Genomic DNA, 17,365 nt, shown 5'->3' with positions numbered 1-17,365 from the left:
GATAAGTCCCCTATGACGACCCTGCCGATACATGACGCTCTGGAACCGCTGCTCGCCGCGTTGCGCGCAAACAACCGCGCCGTGCTTCAGGCTCCCCCAGGCGCGGGTAAAACAACTGTCGTACCTCTGGCAATGCTCCAGGCCGGCCTGACTTCCGGTCGCATCCTGATGCTGGAACCCCGCCGCCTTGCCGCCCGCGCAGCAGCGGAACGCATGGCGCAAACACTCGGTGAAAGGGCCGGCGAAACAGTCGGGTATCGGGTGCGCGGTGAAAGTAAAGTTGGCAAGGCGACCCGCATTGAAGTCGTCACTGAGGGTATTCTGACCCGCATGATCCAATCAGACGCGGAGCTTACAGGCATCGGCGCGGTCATTTTCGACGAATTCCACGAACGCAGCCTGAACGCCGATCTGGGCCTCGCCCTTTGTCTGGAAATCGCAGAGGCCCTGCGCGATGATCTGATCTTGTTGGCCATGTCCGCCACACTAGATGCCGAACCGGTTGCCGCCTTGATGGGCGATGTGCCGGTGATCACCTCCGAGGGTCGTGCTTTCGCCGTCGAAACCTGCTGGCTGGACAAACCGCTGGGCAAGAAAGATCGCCTCGAAGAGGCCACAGCCCGGTTGATCAACCAGGCCGTTGGCGAAACAAGTGGCGGCGTGCTCGTTTTCCTGCCGGGCGAAGGAGAAATCCGACGCACTCAGTCCGCTTTGCGCCTGCCGTCCGATTGCACTGTGCACCCCCTGTTCGGCGCCATGCCCTTCAAGGATCAACAAGCCGCGATCCGCCCCGCTCAATCTGGCCGCAAGGTCGTGCTTGCCACCTCTATCGCCGAAACCTCGCTTACCATTCAGGACATCCGCGTTGTCGTCGACGCTGGCCGCGCACGCCGGGCACGCTTTGATCCGGGGTCCGGCATGTCGCGGCTCGTGACTGAACGCGTTACCCGCGCAGAAGCAACACAGCGACAGGGACGAGCCGGCCGCGTGGCCGAAGGGAGATGCTATCGTCTCTGGACCAAAGGTGAGGAAGGCGGCCTCTTGCCCTTTCCACCAGCCGAAATCGAAGCAGCCGACCTCACCGGTCTGGCTCTGGAACTTGCCGTTTGGGGCGCTTCCCCGGACGATCTTGCCTTCCTGACTCCCCCCAACTCCGGAAGCTTTTCGGAGGCTCAGGCCGTCCTCCAAATGCTTGGCGCGCTTGATGCTGAACGCCGCGTAACCGATCATGGCAAAGCTCTGGCGGCCTTGCCGTTGCACCCGAGACTGGCCCACATGATGGCCGTTGCGGGACCGCAAGCTGCGCCGGTTGCCGCGCTGCTCTCGGCCCGCGATCCGCTTTCCCGCGGCGCGCCTGTTGACCTGTCGCTCCGCCTTGAAGCTCTGGCCGACATCAAGGCCTTCACTGATCGTCGCCCCTTTGGCGTCAACCGCAACGCCGTTGCCACGATCCGTGACGAGGCCAAACGCTTGCGTCAATCGACCCGCGACGTAACGGCGGATGCCCTGTCGCCCGAGGAACTAGCGGCATTGGCATATCCCGACCGTATTGGCCTGCGGCGCAAAGGAGACACCCCCCGTTTTGTTCTTTCCGGCGGCAAGGGCGCAATACTTGATGAAAGTGATCCGCTCGCCAATGCTCGCCTGATCGTTGTGACTGACACAGACGGCAACCCTCGAGAAGCCCGCATCAGACAGGCGCTCCAGATCAGCGAAGCCCAATTGCGGGACCTGTTCGTCGACCAGATCGCTTGGCACAACAGCTGCACATGGTCCAAACGGGAGCGCCGGGTGATCGCCAGGCGTCAGGAAATGCTCGGCGCCGTGGCGTTGGATGACCGCATCTGGAAAGACGCGCCCGACGATGTCATTGCCAAAGCCATGCTGGACGGCGTGCGCGACCTCGGCATTGCTCTGCCGCCTGCCGCACAACGGTTTGTCGCAAGGGTCGAACTGATCCGCTCCGCTGGGCACGACCTGCCGGACATGACCCCCGAGGGTCTCATAGAGACAATCGAAGACTGGCTTTTACCGCATCTGTCCGGCATCAAAACTGCCGAACACTGGAAAAAATTCGATCTGCTCGACGCCCTACGGGCTCGGCTGGACTGGAACCAGATGCAGGTCGTGGACCGTCTCGCTCCAGCGCATTTCACCACGCCGCTCGACCGCAAAATACCAATCGACTACTCCGGCGAAACGCCTGAGATCACCCTCCGACTGCAAGAGCTGTTCGGCCAGACGACGCATCCGAAAATCGGAAACACGCCGTTGCGCGTAACGCTCCTTTCGCCTGGTCAGAAACCGGTGCAAACAACGATGGACATTCCCGGCTTCTGGGCCAGCTCCTACGCCGACGTGCGCAAGGATATGCGCGGGCGCTATCCGAAACACCCTTGGCCCGAAGACCCAACCCAGGCCGATCCAACGCTGCGCGCCAAACGACGCAAGCCCTGAACCGGTGCTCACCTTGACCCTCAGGTGCAGCGAACGTATATACAAATTTAACCAAAACAGACTAATCAAGCGGCCAACCGCACCAAGAGCAGACCAGACCAACAATGCCCAGCGCACTAAAAAGAGCTTACCACAGCGTGCTTGTTCCGCTGTTGCAACGCCCGCGGCGTCTGCAGGTTGCTGCCCTTTGCATGCGCGAACGCGGCGAAGTGCGTGAGGTCCTGCTGGTCACGTCTCGCGATACCGGTCGCTGGGTACTTCCGAAAGGCTGGCCAATCCGCGGCAAAGATGCTCCCGGCTCTGCATTGCAGGAAGCCTGGGAAGAGGCCGGCGTGCGCGAAGCCAATATGAATACCTCCCCTGTTGGCAGCTACGGCTACGACAAACGCCTCGATAGCGGCCTTGCTCTGCCTGTTGAAGTCAAAGTCTACGAGGCCGAAGTTACCAAGCTGATGGAAGATTTCCCCGAAGCCGAAGAGCGTACACGCAAATGGGTACGCCCAGAGGAAGCCGCGGAAATGGTGCAAGAGCCTGAACTACAGGCCTTGCTGCGCGACATCTAGGCTGTGGCTTTGCCGACTTTGCTCGGTTGTTTCATGACAGATTTGTGACAGAACCATTGAAATGTGCAGACACTGCGTTTAGCCGTTTGGCCAACTCGGAATAGGGATTCTGTCATGTCTGCGCCAAAACACGGCAAACAATGGTCCGCTCTGGACCGCGATCTTCATCGGTTTTCATACCTTGAAACCGGTGCGGCCTACGTTTCGCGCCCGATGGTAGGCTTTGGCATCGCCCTTGCATTTATCGTTATCGCCGGCGTCCTAGCCGGTTTTGTTTTCGGCACAGATACCAGCGGTATGATCGTCGTCGCAGCAGCGGCCTTTGGCGCCTACATGGCGATCAATATCGGCGCCAACGACGTAGCCAACAACATGGGTCCGGCCGTAGGCGCAAACGCTCTGACGATGGGCGGGGCCATCGCCATCGCCGCCATTTGTGAAAGCGCAGGTGCGTTGCTTGCGGGAGGTGACGTTGTCTCCACTATTTCCAAAGGCATCATCGACCCTTCGGGCATGCAGACCACCCAGATTTTCATCTGGGCCATGATGGCCGCTCTGATCTCCTCCGCGCTCTGGGTCAATCTCGCCACATGGGTCGGCGCTCCGGTTTCCACCACCCACTCGGTTGTGGGTGGGGTTATGGGGGCGGGCATCGCCGCCGCCGGATTTGCCGCTGTAAACTGGCCAACCATGGGGAAAATCGCTGCATCTTGGGTGATTTCGCCAGTCCTTGGGGGCGTTATTGCCGCCGCCTTCCTCGCCTTCATCAAGGCGAATATTGTCTACAAAGAAGACAAGATCGCCGCGGCCCGCAAATGGGTACCGGTTCTGGTCGCGATCATGGCCGCAGCCTTCGCCTCCTACCTTGCGCTCAAAGGCCTGAAACGCGTGATCAAGATCGACATTGAGACATCGCTGGTTATCGGCGTCGTCATTGGTGTGATTACATACTTCATCACCCGCCCATTGATCCGCCGTCAGTCCGAAGGCCTCGAGAACCGCAACAAGTCTCTCAAGGTGCTCTTTGGCCTGCCGCTTGTGTTCTCCGCGGCCCTTCTCTCGTTCGCACATGGTGCAAACGACGTGGCAAATGCGGTCGGCCCTTTGGCCGCCATCGTACACGCCAGCCAATTCGGGGACATCGCCGCCAAAGTCGCCATCCCGTCGTGGGTCATGATCATCGGCGCGCTCGGCATCTCCTTCGGCCTGTTCCTGTTTGGTCCGAAACTGATCCGCATGGTTGGCGAACAGATCACGAAACTGAACCCGATGCGTGCCTATTGTGTGGCGCTCTCCGCGGCCATCACAGTGATCGTTGCTTCCTGGCTCGGCCTTCCAGTCAGTTCGACCCACATAGCCGTCGGCGGTATTTTCGGCGTGGGGTTCTACCGCGAATGGCATTCCGAGCGTCGCCGCCGCAAACTGGCAGCAACCCGCCCGTTGCCGCACATACCTCCCCTTGCCCCTGAAGAGCGTCGCCGCCGTAAATTGGTACGTCGCAGCCACTTCATGACAATCGTGGCCGCTTGGGTCATCACCGTCCCTGCCGCCGCGTTCATGTCAGGGATCATCTTCCTGTTGCTGAACGCAATGGTCGGCTAAGCAATCAGCCGTTCCTGACCTGCGCAGCTGTCAAAGCGGGCGATCCCTCGCCCGCGTCTTCGGCATTGCGTACCAGTTCGATGACGCGCTCATTGATAGGCGCAGGTATCCCGTGCTTGTGAGCCAACTGGACAATCACCCCCTGCAACTCGTCGATCTCGGTTTTGCGACCCTTGCTCAGGTCCTCCCACATGGAACTCCGCGCGGTTGGATCGATTGCCAACATCGCCTTGGCAACCCAACGAAAGGCCCAAGTCGGCAACCGCAGGATCTTGGGTACAGTGCGCATCGGCACGGAAGCCGTCACAGGGTTCGTTGTTTCGAGACTGGCGGCTTCAAGTACCGCAAGCGCCTCTTTCATCTGATCCGCCATTAACCGGCGCCACCGCATGTCCATGATCTGCTTGCGCAATGGCAGATCAGACAACGCATTCAGCGCATTGTTCAGGTTGATCAACAGCTTACCCCATTGCACGGGCGCCATTCGTTTCACTTCATGGACATCCAGATCGCGCACGCTCAACTTGCGCGCGATGTGTCCCGCACCCTTCTCGATTAGGATGTCGCCGCTCGTTCCCCGGTGAAATCGCCCGCCCCCCATGGCCACGACATTGAACGGGACCATGCCGGCGCGCACGTCCCAACCCGCAAGCCTTTCACGTAGCAAGCCCGCATTCTGTGTCCCGTTCTGAAGGGAAACAACAACCGCATCCTTGCGCGCAAACGAGGCAATTTGCTCGGCCACGACAGAGGTTGCACCGCTCTTGACCGTGACCAGAATGATGTCTGCCTCTGAGAGCGCTTCGGGTTTCGTCACCAAATTGACCGCGTCCGGTGGCAGCGCTTCGTCAAGCCCGGAAAAATCGGTCAACAGGATGCCCTGTTTGGAAATTTCTTCAAGCATATAGGGGCGGACCAGCAAAGTGACATCCTGCACGCCGCGCGCCAGCAAGCCCCCGACAAAACACCCGATGCTTCCCGCACCGGCCACCACGATACGTGGTCCTCCCGACGTTTTGCGCTCTTCCTGTGCCATATCACCCCCCCAAAGCATGTGTGGCTCCGACGACGATTATGCACGATTTGAGGCAATTTTGGGGCACAGCACCAGCCTTGAATCAAAAACAGGCGCCGCGTCATTCGCAGCGCCTGTCTTTTGTTCAGCTGAAAGCTGGCCTTACTTCTCCAGACACCACTTCATGATCGCCTTCTGCGCGTGCAACCGGTTTTCCGCCTCATCAAAGATCACAGAGTTCGGCCCGTCCATAATCGCATCCGTAGCTTCTTCGTTCCGGTGCGCGGGAAGGCAGTGCATGAACAGCGCGTCCGGTTTGGCGTGGCTCATCAACTCTTCGTTCACCTGGAACGGACGCAACAGGTTGTGGCGACGCTCCCGCGCGGAGGGGGCATCGTGCATGCTGACCCATGTATCAGTGACAACAAGGTCTGCACCCTCAACGGCCTTTGCCGGGTCACGTTCGATTTCGATGTTAACGCCTTTGGCCCGCGCCTCCTCAAGGAACACCGTCTCTGGATCAAGAACCTCCGGGCCGGTGAAGGTCAGGTCAAACCCGAACTGGCCGGCAGCATGAGCAAAGCTCGCGAACACGTTGTTGCCATCACCGGACCAGACCACCTTCTTGCCTGCGATCGGCCCGACCTTTTCTTCAAACGTCAGGATATCGGCCATGATCTGACAGGGGTGCGAACGGTTTGTCAGGCCATTGATCACCGGCACGGTCGCGTGCTCCGCCATCTCAAGAAGCGTGGCTTCCTCAAAAGTCCGGATCATGATCAGGTCCACGTAGCGGCTCATGACCTTGGCCGTGTCCGCGACAGTCTCGCCATGGCCCAGCTGCATCTCGGACCCCGACAACACCATGGTCTGTCCGCCCATCTGGCGTACGCCAACGTCAAAACTCACCCGTGTCCGCGTGGACGGCTTTTCGAAAATCAGCGCGACCATGTGGTCCTTCAGGGGTTGCTCGTCGTCAAGCGCGCCCTTTGGGCGTCCGTTGCGCGCGTTCTTGATGGATTTCGCGCTATCGATCATGCCCCGCAGATCGGAGAAATCGGTCTTGTTGATATCCAGAAAGTGTTTCATCTTTTCAGGTCCTTACACTTGCGCCGCAACCTGCGCCGCCGCCTTTTCGAGCCGTTCGACGGCCTCGGAGATTTCTTCGTCAGAGATATTGAGAGGCGGCAGCAGCCGCACCACGTTGTCCGCGGCCGGTACCGTCACCACCTCGTTGTCATAGCCTGCTGCGACCACGTCGGTGCAAGCCGGCTTTGCGCATTTCAAACCCAGCATCAGGCCTGTGCCGCGCACAGTTTCAAACACGTCCGGATGCGCCGCGACCAAACCCTCCAGCTTTTGCCGGAACAGCCCTGCCTTTCGGTTCACATCGGACAGAAATGCCTCATCCGCCACCACATCCATAACGGCACCGCCGACCGCACAGGCCAGCGGGTTGCCGCCGTAGGTCGACCCGTGTGTTCCCGCCACCATGCCGCTTGCCGCGTCTTCGGTCGCCAAAACAGCGCCCAGCGGGAAGCCGCCGCCAATGCCTTTTGCTACCATCATGATGTCCGGCGATACGCCGGCCCACTCATGTGCAAACAGCTTACCGGTCCGGCCGACGCCACACTGCACTTCGTCCATGATGAGAAGGATACCGGCTTCGTCGCAAACCGACCGAAGCGCCTTCAGGTCCGCATCCGCCATCGGACGGATACCACCTTCCCCCTGTACTGGCTCCACTATCACCGCAGCAGTGTTCTCGGTGATCGACGCCTCAACTGCCTTCAGATCGCCCCAGTCAACATGCACAAACCCCGGCAACAAAGGACCAAAACCTTTGGTTAGCTTTTCACCACCCGCCGCGGCAATGCCTGCCGAACTGCGCCCGTGGAAGGCCCCTTCAAAGCCGATGATCTCGACCCGATTGGCCTGCCCTTTGTCATGCCAGTATTTCCGCGCCATCTTGACTGCCAGTTCGCAGCACTCGGTTCCCGAATTGGTGAAGAACACCGTATCTGCGAACGTATGTGCCACCAGTTTGTCTGCCAGAGCCTGCTGTTGGGTGATGTTGTAAAGGTTGGACACGTGCCAAAGCTTGTTGGCCTGCGCGGTGAGCGCTTCAACCAACGTGGGATTGGCGTGCCCAAGGACATTCACCGCAATCCCTGCGCCAAGGTCGAGAAAACGTCGTCCGTCCGCCTCGATCATCCAACTGCCTTCGCCCGACTCGAAGGTCAGGTCAGCACGGTTGTAGGTCGGCAAAACGGAGGGGATCATCGCGATCTTCCTTTTCAGAGATAGAGCCTCAATCAGTGAGTGTCAGAGGCGATTTCGTCAACAATAATAGGAGAGTTAGTGTCGGTGTCAGACACATGGGATCAAGGGCCGATTACGCGCTAAGGCGTCGGCGTCGCACAGACAGGATATGTTGGCGTTTGATCATGTTGCTTCCCTAGCTGCATTGCTAACAAATGGAAACCCCCTTCTTTCAGATTGCGCAAATTGGTTGCAATATGTCCGTTTCGGTCGGCAAATCCGTCACCAAAGGCATCCTGCTTGTCACTCCGTCATCAGCCCCACATAACAACCCAATGAGCACCGCTTCCAACCCTGCCCTTGCTGCTGCGCTGACCCTCGCGGCTTCGGCCTTCGCTGCCGGCACCACGCTGCTTGCCAAGGCGCTCGGAACCGACGCCCTTGGTCCGGCTCTGCACCCGCTACAAGTCAGTCACGGGCGTTTTCTTTTTGCTTTTCTGATATTCGCATCGGCCGCCGTACTGCTGCGACCCCGCTTCACGCGTCCGAACTGGCGACTCCACATCGGTCGGTCCTCGCTCGGCTGGAGCGGTGTCACACTCATGTTTGCCGCGGCGGCCTTTATTCCCTTGTCGGATGCCACCGCGATCAGCTTCCTCAACCCGGTCGTCGGTATGTTGCTCGCGATCCCCTTTCTGGGCGAACGCATCGGCCCGTGGCGCTGGGGATCTACTGCCCTGGCCTTTGCCGGTGCTATGGTCCTCACACGCCCGGGTTCGGGCGCTCTGGAATTTGGAGCACTTCTTGCATTGCTGGCTGCCTGCGCACTTGGCGGCGAACTCATTTTCATCAAGCTGCTGTCCGGGCGTGAAAAACCCTTTCAAATCCTGCTTGTAAACAATGCAATCGGCCTGACAATCGCAACTGTGGCCGCCTCTTTCGTTTGGCAAACACCAAACGCCGCCCAATGGGCGGCGCTTGCGGGTATCGGCGCCCTTATGGCTTCTGCCCAAACCTGCTTTGTGAACGCAATGCGTATGGCTGATGCCAGCTTTGTTTCACCGTTCTTTTACACATCACTGGCTTTCGCAGCGCTTTATGACGCGCTGGTCTTTTCTGTTTTGCCGGACGCAGTGTCCTACGCGGGTGCAGGATTGATCATTGCCGCCGCCGCTATTCTCGTGTGGCGCGAGGCCCGCCCTAGAATGCGGCAACTCCCTTAGTCCATCCGCACAACGACCGTCATATCGCCGGCATAATTGTTGGCCCACCTCAGATCGACCTCACTTCCGTCGCTTCCCTGCTCCAGCAAAACGTTGGGCATGTCATACACCGTGACGTTGGACGTGTTCTTGAGCTTGGAAGTCGGCACCAACGCATCCACGCCCCGCGCCCGACCCCCAAACGGCAACTTGCCTTCTGTCCGGACGGTCCACGTGCTCTGGTGGGTGTTCTGATCATGTTTCACCCGCAAGGGACTATGCGCTGCGGTCACCACATTGTGGAATGTGTTGCCAGCAAAAAGGATGTTCTTCCCTTTGCTCATGTCGAGGTTGGAAAAGCTCGTGTCAACGCGGTCCACACGGTCAATGGTCCCGTTGATCGAACGAAACTTGTTGCCGGTCACGTTCAGGCCAGTGATGAAATGATCCGCACCATGCGGCTTGATCACGATATAGCCGAACCATGGTGCCACATCGCCACTCAGGAACACGTTGTCGGTGATTGAAAGCGAGCCGAACGAAAACCCGCCGGTAAAGTCCGGCTCGCTGTCGTACTCATTGCTCCACTCTAAGAAGCAGTTGTCGACATAGTTCCCGTCAAACGTTGCCGAGATAAAACCCTGCGCAAACACAATTCCCGCCGTTCGAACCCCGTCCGGTTCATCGTCGCCCTGAAAGAAGTGGTTGCCTGTCACCATCGCATTTTCGCCACCTATCACAGCGAAGTGTCGGAACTGGCTTGCCCGATTGTTCCGCAGCTTGAAATCGTTGGCGTTGCAATTGATTGCGACACTCACACGATCCTGAGACGGTGTCCCTCCCTCGTTGGTGATAAATTGACAGCGATCCACCAACAGACCCTGACAACCTTCGCCACAAGATGAGATCCCGCGATGCTTGGGCCGCGTGATGTAACTGTCCCGGAAATGGAACGCCACGCCTGACGGCGACAACAATATGCCATTTGCCTTGGAGTTGCATTGCAACTCCACGTCCGAAATCGAAAAGGCGCTCACCTTGGAGAAACCGCTGAAATCAAGGATATATTTGAAGCGGGTAAAGGTGAAATTCTGCGTTCCGGCCGCGTCATATAGCGGCTGGCTCAGGGTCACCTCCTGCGTTGGGATATCCACCTCACGAACATAGACTTCCCGCCCCACGCCATTGCCCGTCACCAGCGATCCAACCTGAATGTTCGCAACATTCACCACGTTGCGCAGCGTGCGCCCTTCCGAAGGTGAATAGGTTGCCTGAGATGTAACCACATCTGGTTGCCATGCAGAATCGCCGGTCACATAAAACTGCCCGTTTGCGATATGCCGCCGCTGCGCATAACTGCCCCGGTTGGGCACCGCTGCCTGCAAGTCAATCGGCTCGGTGATCGTGATCCGCCGCCCGCCCAGGTCCAGACTTTCGTGATCCGAATTATTGAGCAACGACTGGAACGCCTTTTTGAAGGCCATCTCCTCATCACCAAATGCGTTGATGTAGCTTGGTAGATCGAAATTCTTGGTCAGCGAGAAGATCGAACCGACACCCATCGTAACCGTGCCCTCGAATTCCACAGGGTTCTGGAACGTCACGCTGTCGCCCAGATAATAGACGCCCTCCGGCACCAGCACTCGCTTGCCGTCCGCCGCTGCATCTGCCGCTTCAAAGGCGGTCGCATTGTCGGTACTGCCATCCCCAACAGCACCAAAGTCGCGCACATCCACCCAGTTCATCATGTCTCGGTGAAAGGCGCTTGTGATGTCTTCGATGACGATGTCGTCGATCCGAACAACGCCACCGCTGGCCCCCGTTAGATCCAGACCGAAATGCCCGTATGCCGGCGTCGCGCCCCAGACCATGTCCACACCACCCCGAACACCGCTTCCGACAATGGCGCTCACCTCGACCACAGACCCGTAGCCTGTCAGGACCGTGCTGGGTCCAACTTCGGTGAGCCCATTGACATGCGCTCCGCCTGCAGTGGCCGCATAGCCTGCAATCCGTACAGTCGGGCGATTGCCGCTGATGGCTTTTACACGCGCGGTTATCCGCAAATAGCACCCGGGGAAGATCGGGGTTTGCGCCATATTCCGCAACCGCTGGGTGCTCTGTGTTTTCAGCATCTCGAGGCACCCGCCAAAGTCACTGTCAGATGGTACAAAAACAGCATTGCTGGCTCCGGCATAAGTGTCCGAGCCTTGTGTCCCGTCCCCGCTCGACCACGTCCCAAGCCCCTGCGCAAACGGTGGCGGCATCAGCGCCAGCCCTTCAGTAATCGCCTTGTTCATTTTTCCCCTTCCGCGCACCGCGCACCCACGCGGCACGTCCCTGTCCAACGCCAGACCGCCCTAAAAGATGTCGGCTCGCGAGAGGGTGCGCAGAAAAAATTAACGCGCGGCTTGTCCACCGCGCGTTGCAATTTGGGGGGAATGTCCGGACTGCCTAGGCGCTTTCTTCCGCGCCAATCATTTGAACCGCCGCGATGCGCCAGCCAGCCTCGGTCGGCACCATGAGGTAATCCAGCACATAAAGTGCTCCGCCTATGTCGCGAACGAGCACGCGCTGCCAGAGGGCATCTCCTTCCTGACGCAAGTCACCAAACCGGACATCTCCCGGACGGTGAACCATGGGATACCCACGCTTGACCATCTCACCGAAATTCTCCGGCGTGCGGAACATGCGTTTGATGTTGTCGGCCGCAAATCCGAACGCGCGGGTGAAATCATCGCCTTGAAACGCCTCCATCTGCTGGTTGATGACACCTTCGATCTCAACCGCTGCGCCCTGTTGCGCCTGCGCTTCCCGCGCAAAACTCGCAACCACTACAAGTGCCAGCAAAACATGTTTCATTGCGTGTCCTCCTGCAAAGACTACGCCATGCCGCCGTTATCGGATCAGCCTGCCCCGTTCTCGCGAGTCCCAAAACGAACAAAGACCCGCCTGGGCGGGCCTTTGGAAAACGTGTCTGCGCCAACAGGCGCAGTCCGCTGGGTCACGCGGCGACGAACTCGCCATCAAGCGCCTTGTGGATCAGTTCGCGGGTTTCCTCGACGCCATAGAGCGCAATGAACCCACCAAAACGAGGGCCTTGGCTTGCCCCAAGTAGCACTTCGTATATCGCCTTGAACCAGTCGCGCAGTGGTTCGAACCCGTGGGTTTTACCCACCGCGAACACGATGGACTGCAGGAATTCCTCGTCCGAGAAGTCTGCTTCAGGCAACGGGTCTTCACTGCCCACCAGCGCGTTCTTCGCCGCAATTGTTGCCAATGCGGTTTCCGCTGATCCCAGCGCGTTGCACAGATCTTCCAGCGCCACGCGTTCCTTTTCGGTCGGCGCACGGTAGACTTTGGAGGGCTTCACAAAGTCATTGAAATAGCGCACCGCATAGCCTGCTGCGGCATCCATTCCCGGATGGCTCTCGGGCGTCGCGTCCGGCGCGTATTTGTTGATGAAGCCCCACATCGTCGCCTTGTCTTCCGCAGACGACGCACTCGCCAGATTGAGCAGCATCGAGAAGCTGACCACCATATCGCTCTGGGGGACGTCACCAGAATGGATGTGCCATACCGGATTGTTCAGTTGAGCCTTTATGTCCTGTGTGTGATAGGCACGCAGCTGCTGATGATACTCGTCCACCGCCTTTGGAATCACATCAAAGTGCATCCGCTTCGCGGTTTTCGGCTTCTGGTACATGAAGTAGCTCAGGCTTTCGGTCGAAGCATAGGTCAACCACTCGTCAATCGACACTCCATTGCCGGACGATTTTGAAATCTTCTGTCCGTTCTCATCAAGGAACAGCTCATAAGAGAAGTGGTTCGGCGCACGCCCTCCGAGCACACGACAGATCGCATCATAGATCTTTTCGTTGGTGGCGTGTTCCTTGCCATACATCTCGAAATCAACGCCCAACGCAGCCCAGCGCGCGCCAAAGTCCGGCTTCCACTGCAGCTTTACGTTGCCGCCCGTCACAGGCACGGTCCATTCCTTGCCGGTCTCATCGTCAAAGGTGACCGTATAGGTTTCTGCACAGACCTTTTTCATCGGCACATACATGACGCGCCCGCTTTCCGGATGCATTGGCAGGAAAATGGAATAGGTCGCCGCCCGCTCCTCACGCAGCGACTTCAACATGATCGCCATAAGGTCGTCGTAGCGCTCGACTGCAAGCTTCAGAATCTCGTCAAACTGGCCTGACGCGTAGAATTCCTTGGCAGAATAGAATTCGTACTCGAAACCAAACGTATCAAGGAACCGCCGCAACATGGCATTGTTGTGGTCGCCAAAGCTCTCGTGCGTGCCAAACGGATCGGGCACCGAGGTCAGCGGCCGTTGCAGGTGCTGCTCCAGAATTTGCGGATTCGGCACGTTAGAAGGCACTTTGCGCATGCCGTCCAGATCGTCAGAGAAACAGATCAACCGCGTCGGAACATCGGAAATGGCCTCAAACGCCTTGCGGATCATCGTCGTGCGCAAGACTTCGCCGAAGGTACCGATGTGCGGCAAACCAGACGGACCGTAACCGGTCTCGAACAGAACATATCCCTTCTTGTCCTTGCTACCTTCATACCGTTTGAGCAACCGGCGCGCTTCTTCAAAGGGCCAGGCTTTCGATACAAGGGCTGCGTCGCGCAGTTCAGACATGGGATTTCTCCGGTTCAAAGGAAATTGCCTTCAGGAACACCATTGCGCCCAAAGGTCCGCCGCTTCCTATTGCCCCTGACCATCGCAGTCAATATTCTGCGCTGCAACACCGCCTTGCAAAGGAACCAACCGTGTCTCAAGACCTGCCCCACTCCCTGTCTGCACAGGACTGCCTCGTTGCCGTGATGATCGCTGTGTCGGCTTCCGACGAGAATATCCGCACCGCAGAACTCGTCAAAATCCAGGTAGCACTAAATAACCTGCCCGTTTTTGCCGATTATGACATCGACCGACTGCAAGTCATGAGCCAAACGGTGTTTGACCTGTTTGAGCAGGAAGACGGCCTTGCCGCTCTCTTTGGTCTCGTACGCGAAGGTCTGGACGAGCGGTTATACGAAACCGCCTACGCGCTGGCCTGCGACGTGGCGGCCGCGGACGGGTCTCTTGCAGAGCCGGAACTGCGCCTGCTCGAGGAAATCCGCTACGAACTCAACATCGACCGCCTGCACGCAGCCGGTATCGAACGCGGCGCCCGCGCCCGCCACATGGTTTAACAAACCAAAACGAACCCCGGTTCCTGAAAACCGGGGTTCGCCGCTTTTGCGCCTTTGACGTTTTACTGCTCTGAGTACTGCCCGATCAGCTTCAAGGCGCGATCTACAGTTTCCACCAGCTTCTCAGCCACACCGTTGTCTTCCCAATCCTGCATGAAGACGACCGATATGCCTTGGTTCAAGTCCGAGAACCCAACCTGACCATAGCTGCCAATGCTCATGACCACGTTGTGTTCCGGCAAATACCAGCCCTGCGATCCATAGGTCACTTTGGTGCCCAATGCCTGCGCCATGCCCTTGCCTTTCTCCGACACCGACAGCAGGTCCTTTTCGACATCGGTCACGGACGCAAGGAAGCTTTCCGGCGCTTTGCCCTGCGCGATCCACTGCGTGAACAGCCCGTAGTCCCGCAAGGTGGTGCTGATCCCGTAGGACGGTGAGGCGGTGCCATCGACCGACAGAGAAATCGAACCGTCGCTCTGAGCGCCAAATTCATTGAACAAGTCAGTCAACTGACGGGCAAACGGGACACCGGTGACGGCTTCGGCCAGCATCGCAAGCAGGTCGGTGTTCTTGTCGTTGTAGGTATAAACCTCTCCTGCTTCATTTTGCGTTTTGGCGGTGCGCACAGCGGCGCGATGTCCAGAAGGCGCTCCCGGTTTCAAGCCCTGTTCGGTCTCAAAGACAAAAGCCTCACCTCCTGGCACATGGTAGTCTGTTGCCGGCAACAGACCCGCAGTCATATCAAGCACGTGCCGGATTTTGGCAGCACCAATCGCGGTTCCCTGAAAGTCTTGGAGCACACTCGCCACTGTTGCTTCAGGTTCAATGTGCCCTTCGTCGATCAGCTTGGACACGACAATTCCGGCGTATGTTTTGGACGAGGACTGAAGCAACTGAGTTTGGTCGACGGAAAACCCGTTGTCGTAAAACTCGCCAAGGATCACGTTTTCCTTCATTACGAGGAAGCCTTTCGTCTGTGTGTCCTGCAAGGATTGGGCAAAGGACTTCCCGTCACGAAATTCCTGCCCCAGGTCCAACTGGTTTTCTGCCATGCGCAGCTCAGCGGGCTTCTCTGCTGCAAACACCGGCGCGGTGCCAAACAGGGCATAGTCGTCCCAGTTCATCGAGACGTGTTTGTAATAAGGCCAGGACTGCATGTTCTCCGGGGTGATTTCCGAAAGTTCGTAGGCCCTGTAAAAATCATTGAGGGTGACAGTGTTGTTCGCATTGGCCATAGAGCCCAGCGCTGTTGAAAGCGTCAGCGTTGCGATCAGAGCAATGCGACGGAAGGGGGTTTTGGCGGAAGGTGTCATTTCAAAATTCCTTTTGCTTGTGTGAGGTGAGCGGCTGCTCGTTTCTGATGACACTGATTTAGCAATCGCCTTTGCCTTTTGAGATGTGCTCTACTGTTGACTACATAGAGTCTGCCGGTGAGCCGAGCCTCACCATTGTGCAAGCCTTCCCAAGCCAGGCGCTTTTGAGATGACCCAAACCGTTGATCCGAAACTAGTCTTTGAGCAGATGCATCGGATCACCGGTGCGCAGGATTTTGCGCCGGGCAAACGCACCCGCCAGTTCCTCGAGCACATCATAACCGAAGAACTCGAAGGACGCGGTGACCGCCTCAAAGGTACGGCTCTCGCAATGGACCTTTTTGGTCGCAGTGCGGATTTTGACCCCGCTTCCGATCCGGTCGTCAGAACCGAAGCCATGAAACTTCGCAAAGCCTTGGAGCACTACTACCTGACGGAAGGAGCGCAGGACCAGATCTACATCGATGTGCCAAAAGGCAGCTACAGGCCGGTTATTACACTGCGCGAAATTGACGACGTGCAAGCCTCGGATACGAAGCACCCCAATGCGCTTCCTCTGCTGTCTGTTTGCCGATTTGAAGGCGACCACGCAGACAACACCCAACTCTACCGGGAGGGGCTCCCCGGCGAGATCGCTTTGGAACTGGCAAAATTCGGTCATATCCGCGTCCGCGACGTTTCCGCTGCCCAGACCGAGCCGGATCTGACACAGGGCTATGCTCTGCAAGGCAAAGTGCATGCCGCAGGAACCAAGGTGAGAATTGTTCTACAGCTGTCCCGACAACCTGACAGGCAGATCATCTGGTCTGACCGTTTCGTTGTCGACGCTGACGAGGCAGATGTTTTTGCCTTGCAAGAAACGATTGCCAAAGCCTGTGCGACCGAACTTGCGGATGCCTACGGCGCATTGGGAGAGGACGTCGCCGCCTCATACGCGGGGCGCGACAGGAAAGATGCCAGCGTCTTCGGGGCCCTTCTGAGTTTTCACGCCCACATGCGCACGAGTTCAGTGGACAGCCTGTCCAAGTTTGAAGACCTGTCAAACCGGGCTTTGGTGGCAACCCCGGAAAGTGGATTGGCCCACGCCCTCGTCGCACTGTGCCAAATCGAAAAGGTCGCGCTCGGCTTGGCTGATTTCGCGTCTTTGGAAGGGGAAACGCTCTCCCATGCAGAAACGGCCGTGGCGCTCTCGCCCAAATGTCAGGAAGCATTGTTCGCCGCCGCCGTATCCGCCTTGTTGAGACACGATAAAACCGAATTTGAATCTTTGCTTTCGCGCGCGGTGAACGCCAATCCGAATGGCGCCTTGCTTTCAACGATGGTCGGAGCCTGGATCGCAATGTCCGGAGAACTTGAACGAGGTTGCGAACTCATACGCCGTGCACAGGAAACAAACGCCCATTTGCCCGCTTGGAGCCGTATTCCGCTTGCGCTTCAACGGTTGGACGCCTCCGAATTCCAGTCAGCCTCGAAATTGGTAGATAATCTGGACGCTCGCGATGTCGCCATCGAGTGGGCGCTCTTGGCGGCCATCCACGGATCGGCGGGAAATGAACGCCAAAAACAAGGCGCTATGGATCGGCTCAATGAATTGGGTGCCAACCCAAGCCAGCTGATCGCTGCTCTACCTCTCGAACCAAAGCTCAAGGCAAAGCTATTGCCGGAACTGTCTCCTAACAACGAGTCGTGACGGGACACATTCGGTGTGCCAAAGACCCCCGACATTGCGTCGGGGGGCAG

Annotated in this window: 13 protein-coding genes; 6 read left to right on the top strand and 7 right to left on the bottom strand. The window is 58.1% G+C overall.

Translation table 11 applies throughout. The annotated features are described in order from the left end of the window. Window positions 1–12 precede the first annotated feature (12 nt). From hrpB to BXY66_RS02485, 3 genes are all read left to right on the top strand, one after another. Window positions 13–2,457 (top strand): ATP-dependent helicase HrpB, encoded by a 2,445-nt coding sequence (gene hrpB, locus BXY66_RS02495; protein ID WP_132858599.1) that lies wholly within the window; start codon window positions 13–15, stop codon window positions 2,455–2,457. A 104-nt stretch (window positions 2,458–2,561) separates the two neighbouring features. Continuing rightward, window positions 2,562–3,020 carry an NUDIX hydrolase gene (locus tag BXY66_RS02490; protein WP_132858598.1) on the top strand — a complete coding sequence of 153 codons (459 nt, stop codon included), beginning with the start codon at window positions 2,562–2,564 and terminating at the stop codon, window positions 3,018–3,020. 114 nt (window positions 3,021–3,134) lie between these two features. Then, window positions 3,135–4,622, top strand: a complete 1,488-nt coding sequence (locus BXY66_RS02485; RefSeq protein ID WP_132858597.1) for an inorganic phosphate transporter — start codon at window positions 3,135–3,137, stop codon at window positions 4,620–4,622. 4 nt (window positions 4,623–4,626) lie between these two features. On the opposite strand, the gene BXY66_RS02480 is transcribed toward BXY66_RS02485, so the two are convergent. The 3 genes from BXY66_RS02480 to BXY66_RS02470 form a co-directional block, all read right to left on the bottom strand. After that, window positions 4,627–5,676 carry a 2-dehydropantoate 2-reductase gene (locus tag BXY66_RS02480; RefSeq protein WP_243694276.1) on the bottom strand — a complete coding sequence of 350 codons (1,050 nt, stop codon included), beginning with the start codon at window positions 5,674–5,676 and terminating at the stop codon, window positions 4,627–4,629. A gap of 123 nt (window positions 5,677–5,799) precedes the next feature. Beyond that, window positions 5,800–6,726 carry an ornithine carbamoyltransferase gene (gene argF, locus BXY66_RS02475; RefSeq protein WP_132858596.1) on the bottom strand — a complete coding sequence of 309 codons (927 nt, stop codon included), beginning with the start codon at window positions 6,724–6,726 and terminating at the stop codon, window positions 5,800–5,802. Window positions 6,727–6,738: 12 nt separating this feature from the next. Beyond that, window positions 6,739–7,920 (bottom strand): aspartate aminotransferase family protein, encoded by a 1,182-nt coding sequence (locus BXY66_RS02470; protein ID WP_132858595.1) that lies wholly within the window; start codon window positions 7,918–7,920, stop codon window positions 6,739–6,741. A gap of 314 nt (window positions 7,921–8,234) precedes the next feature. On the opposite strand from BXY66_RS02470, the gene BXY66_RS02465 reads away from it, so the two are divergent. Then, the gene (locus tag BXY66_RS02465; RefSeq protein WP_132860310.1) at window positions 8,235–9,122 is read left to right on the top strand and encodes a DMT family transporter; all 888 of its coding nucleotides are present in this window, start codon (window positions 8,235–8,237) and stop codon (window positions 9,120–9,122) included. On the opposite strand, the gene BXY66_RS02460 is transcribed toward BXY66_RS02465, so the two are convergent. From BXY66_RS02460 to BXY66_RS02450, 3 genes are all read right to left on the bottom strand, one after another. Continuing rightward, window positions 9,119–11,401, bottom strand: coding sequence for a glycosyl hydrolase family 28-related protein (locus tag BXY66_RS02460; RefSeq protein WP_132858594.1), 2,283 nt, complete (start codon window positions 11,399–11,401; stop codon window positions 9,119–9,121). The two genes, BXY66_RS02465 and BXY66_RS02460, sit on opposite strands and share 4 nt — an antisense overlap. A 154-nt stretch (window positions 11,402–11,555) precedes the next feature. Beyond that, window positions 11,556–11,963: a DUF4864 domain-containing protein gene (locus BXY66_RS02455; protein WP_132858593.1), complete on the bottom strand. Its 408-nt coding sequence runs from the start codon at window positions 11,961–11,963 to the stop codon at window positions 11,556–11,558. 142 nt (window positions 11,964–12,105) lie between these two features. Next, the gene (locus BXY66_RS02450) at window positions 12,106–13,755 is read right to left on the bottom strand and encodes a lysine--tRNA ligase (protein WP_132858592.1); all 1,650 of its coding nucleotides are present in this window, start codon (window positions 13,753–13,755) and stop codon (window positions 12,106–12,108) included. Between the two features lie 131 nt (window positions 13,756–13,886). Here BXY66_RS02450 and BXY66_RS02445 point away from each other — a divergent pair, with 131 nt between their 5' ends. After that, window positions 13,887–14,309 carry a tellurite resistance TerB family protein gene (locus tag BXY66_RS02445; RefSeq protein WP_132858591.1) on the top strand — a complete coding sequence of 141 codons (423 nt, stop codon included), beginning with the start codon at window positions 13,887–13,889 and terminating at the stop codon, window positions 14,307–14,309. Between the two features lie 62 nt (window positions 14,310–14,371). Here the strand turns inward: BXY66_RS02445 and BXY66_RS02440 are convergent, their stop codons facing one another. Beyond that, window positions 14,372–15,625, bottom strand: a complete 1,254-nt coding sequence (locus BXY66_RS02440; protein WP_132858590.1) for a serine hydrolase domain-containing protein — start codon at window positions 15,623–15,625, stop codon at window positions 14,372–14,374. A gap of 169 nt (window positions 15,626–15,794) precedes the next feature. On the opposite strand from BXY66_RS02440, the gene BXY66_RS02435 reads away from it, so the two are divergent. Next, window positions 15,795–17,315 (top strand): hypothetical protein, encoded by a 1,521-nt coding sequence (locus BXY66_RS02435; protein ID WP_132858589.1) that lies wholly within the window; start codon window positions 15,795–15,797, stop codon window positions 17,313–17,315. The last annotated feature ends 50 nt before the right edge of the window (window positions 17,316–17,365 follow it).

Origin of the sequence: Shimia isoporae (genome assembly GCF_004346865.1) — a bacterium.
GTDB lineage: Bacteria > Pseudomonadota > Alphaproteobacteria > Rhodobacterales > Rhodobacteraceae > Shimia > Shimia isoporae.
This window is presented reverse-complemented; position numbering and strand designations above follow the sequence as displayed.

Coding starts and splice junctions, on each gene's coding strand:
- BXY66_RS02485 (WP_132858597.1), top strand. CDS start 3,135: ATGTCTGCGCCAAAACACGGCAAACAATGGTCCGCTCTGGACCGCGAT.
- argF (WP_132858596.1), bottom strand. CDS start 6,726: ATGAAACACTTTCTGGATATCAACAAGACCGATTTCTCCGATCTGCGG.
- BXY66_RS02465 (WP_132860310.1), top strand. CDS start 8,235: ATGAGCACCGCTTCCAACCCTGCCCTTGCTGCTGCGCTGACCCTCGCG.
- BXY66_RS02450 (WP_132858592.1), bottom strand. CDS start 13,755: ATGTCTGAACTGCGCGACGCAGCCCTTGTATCGAAAGCCTGGCCCTTT.
- BXY66_RS02480 (WP_243694276.1), bottom strand. CDS start 5,676: ATGCTTTGGGGGGGTGATATGGCACAGGAAGAGCGCAAAACGTCGGGA.
- hrpB (WP_132858599.1), top strand. CDS start 13: ATGACGACCCTGCCGATACATGACGCTCTGGAACCGCTGCTCGCCGCG.
- BXY66_RS02435 (WP_132858589.1), top strand. CDS start 15,795: ATGACCCAAACCGTTGATCCGAAACTAGTCTTTGAGCAGATGCATCGG.
- BXY66_RS02490 (WP_132858598.1), top strand. CDS start 2,562: ATGCCCAGCGCACTAAAAAGAGCTTACCACAGCGTGCTTGTTCCGCTG.
- BXY66_RS02470 (WP_132858595.1), bottom strand. CDS start 7,920: ATGATCCCCTCCGTTTTGCCGACCTACAACCGTGCTGACCTGACCTTC.
- BXY66_RS02460 (WP_132858594.1), bottom strand. CDS start 11,401: ATGAACAAGGCGATTACTGAAGGGCTGGCGCTGATGCCGCCACCGTTT.
- BXY66_RS02455 (WP_132858593.1), bottom strand. CDS start 11,963: ATGAAACATGTTTTGCTGGCACTTGTAGTGGTTGCGAGTTTTGCGCGG.
- BXY66_RS02440 (WP_132858590.1), bottom strand. CDS start 15,625: ATGACACCTTCCGCCAAAACCCCCTTCCGTCGCATTGCTCTGATCGCA.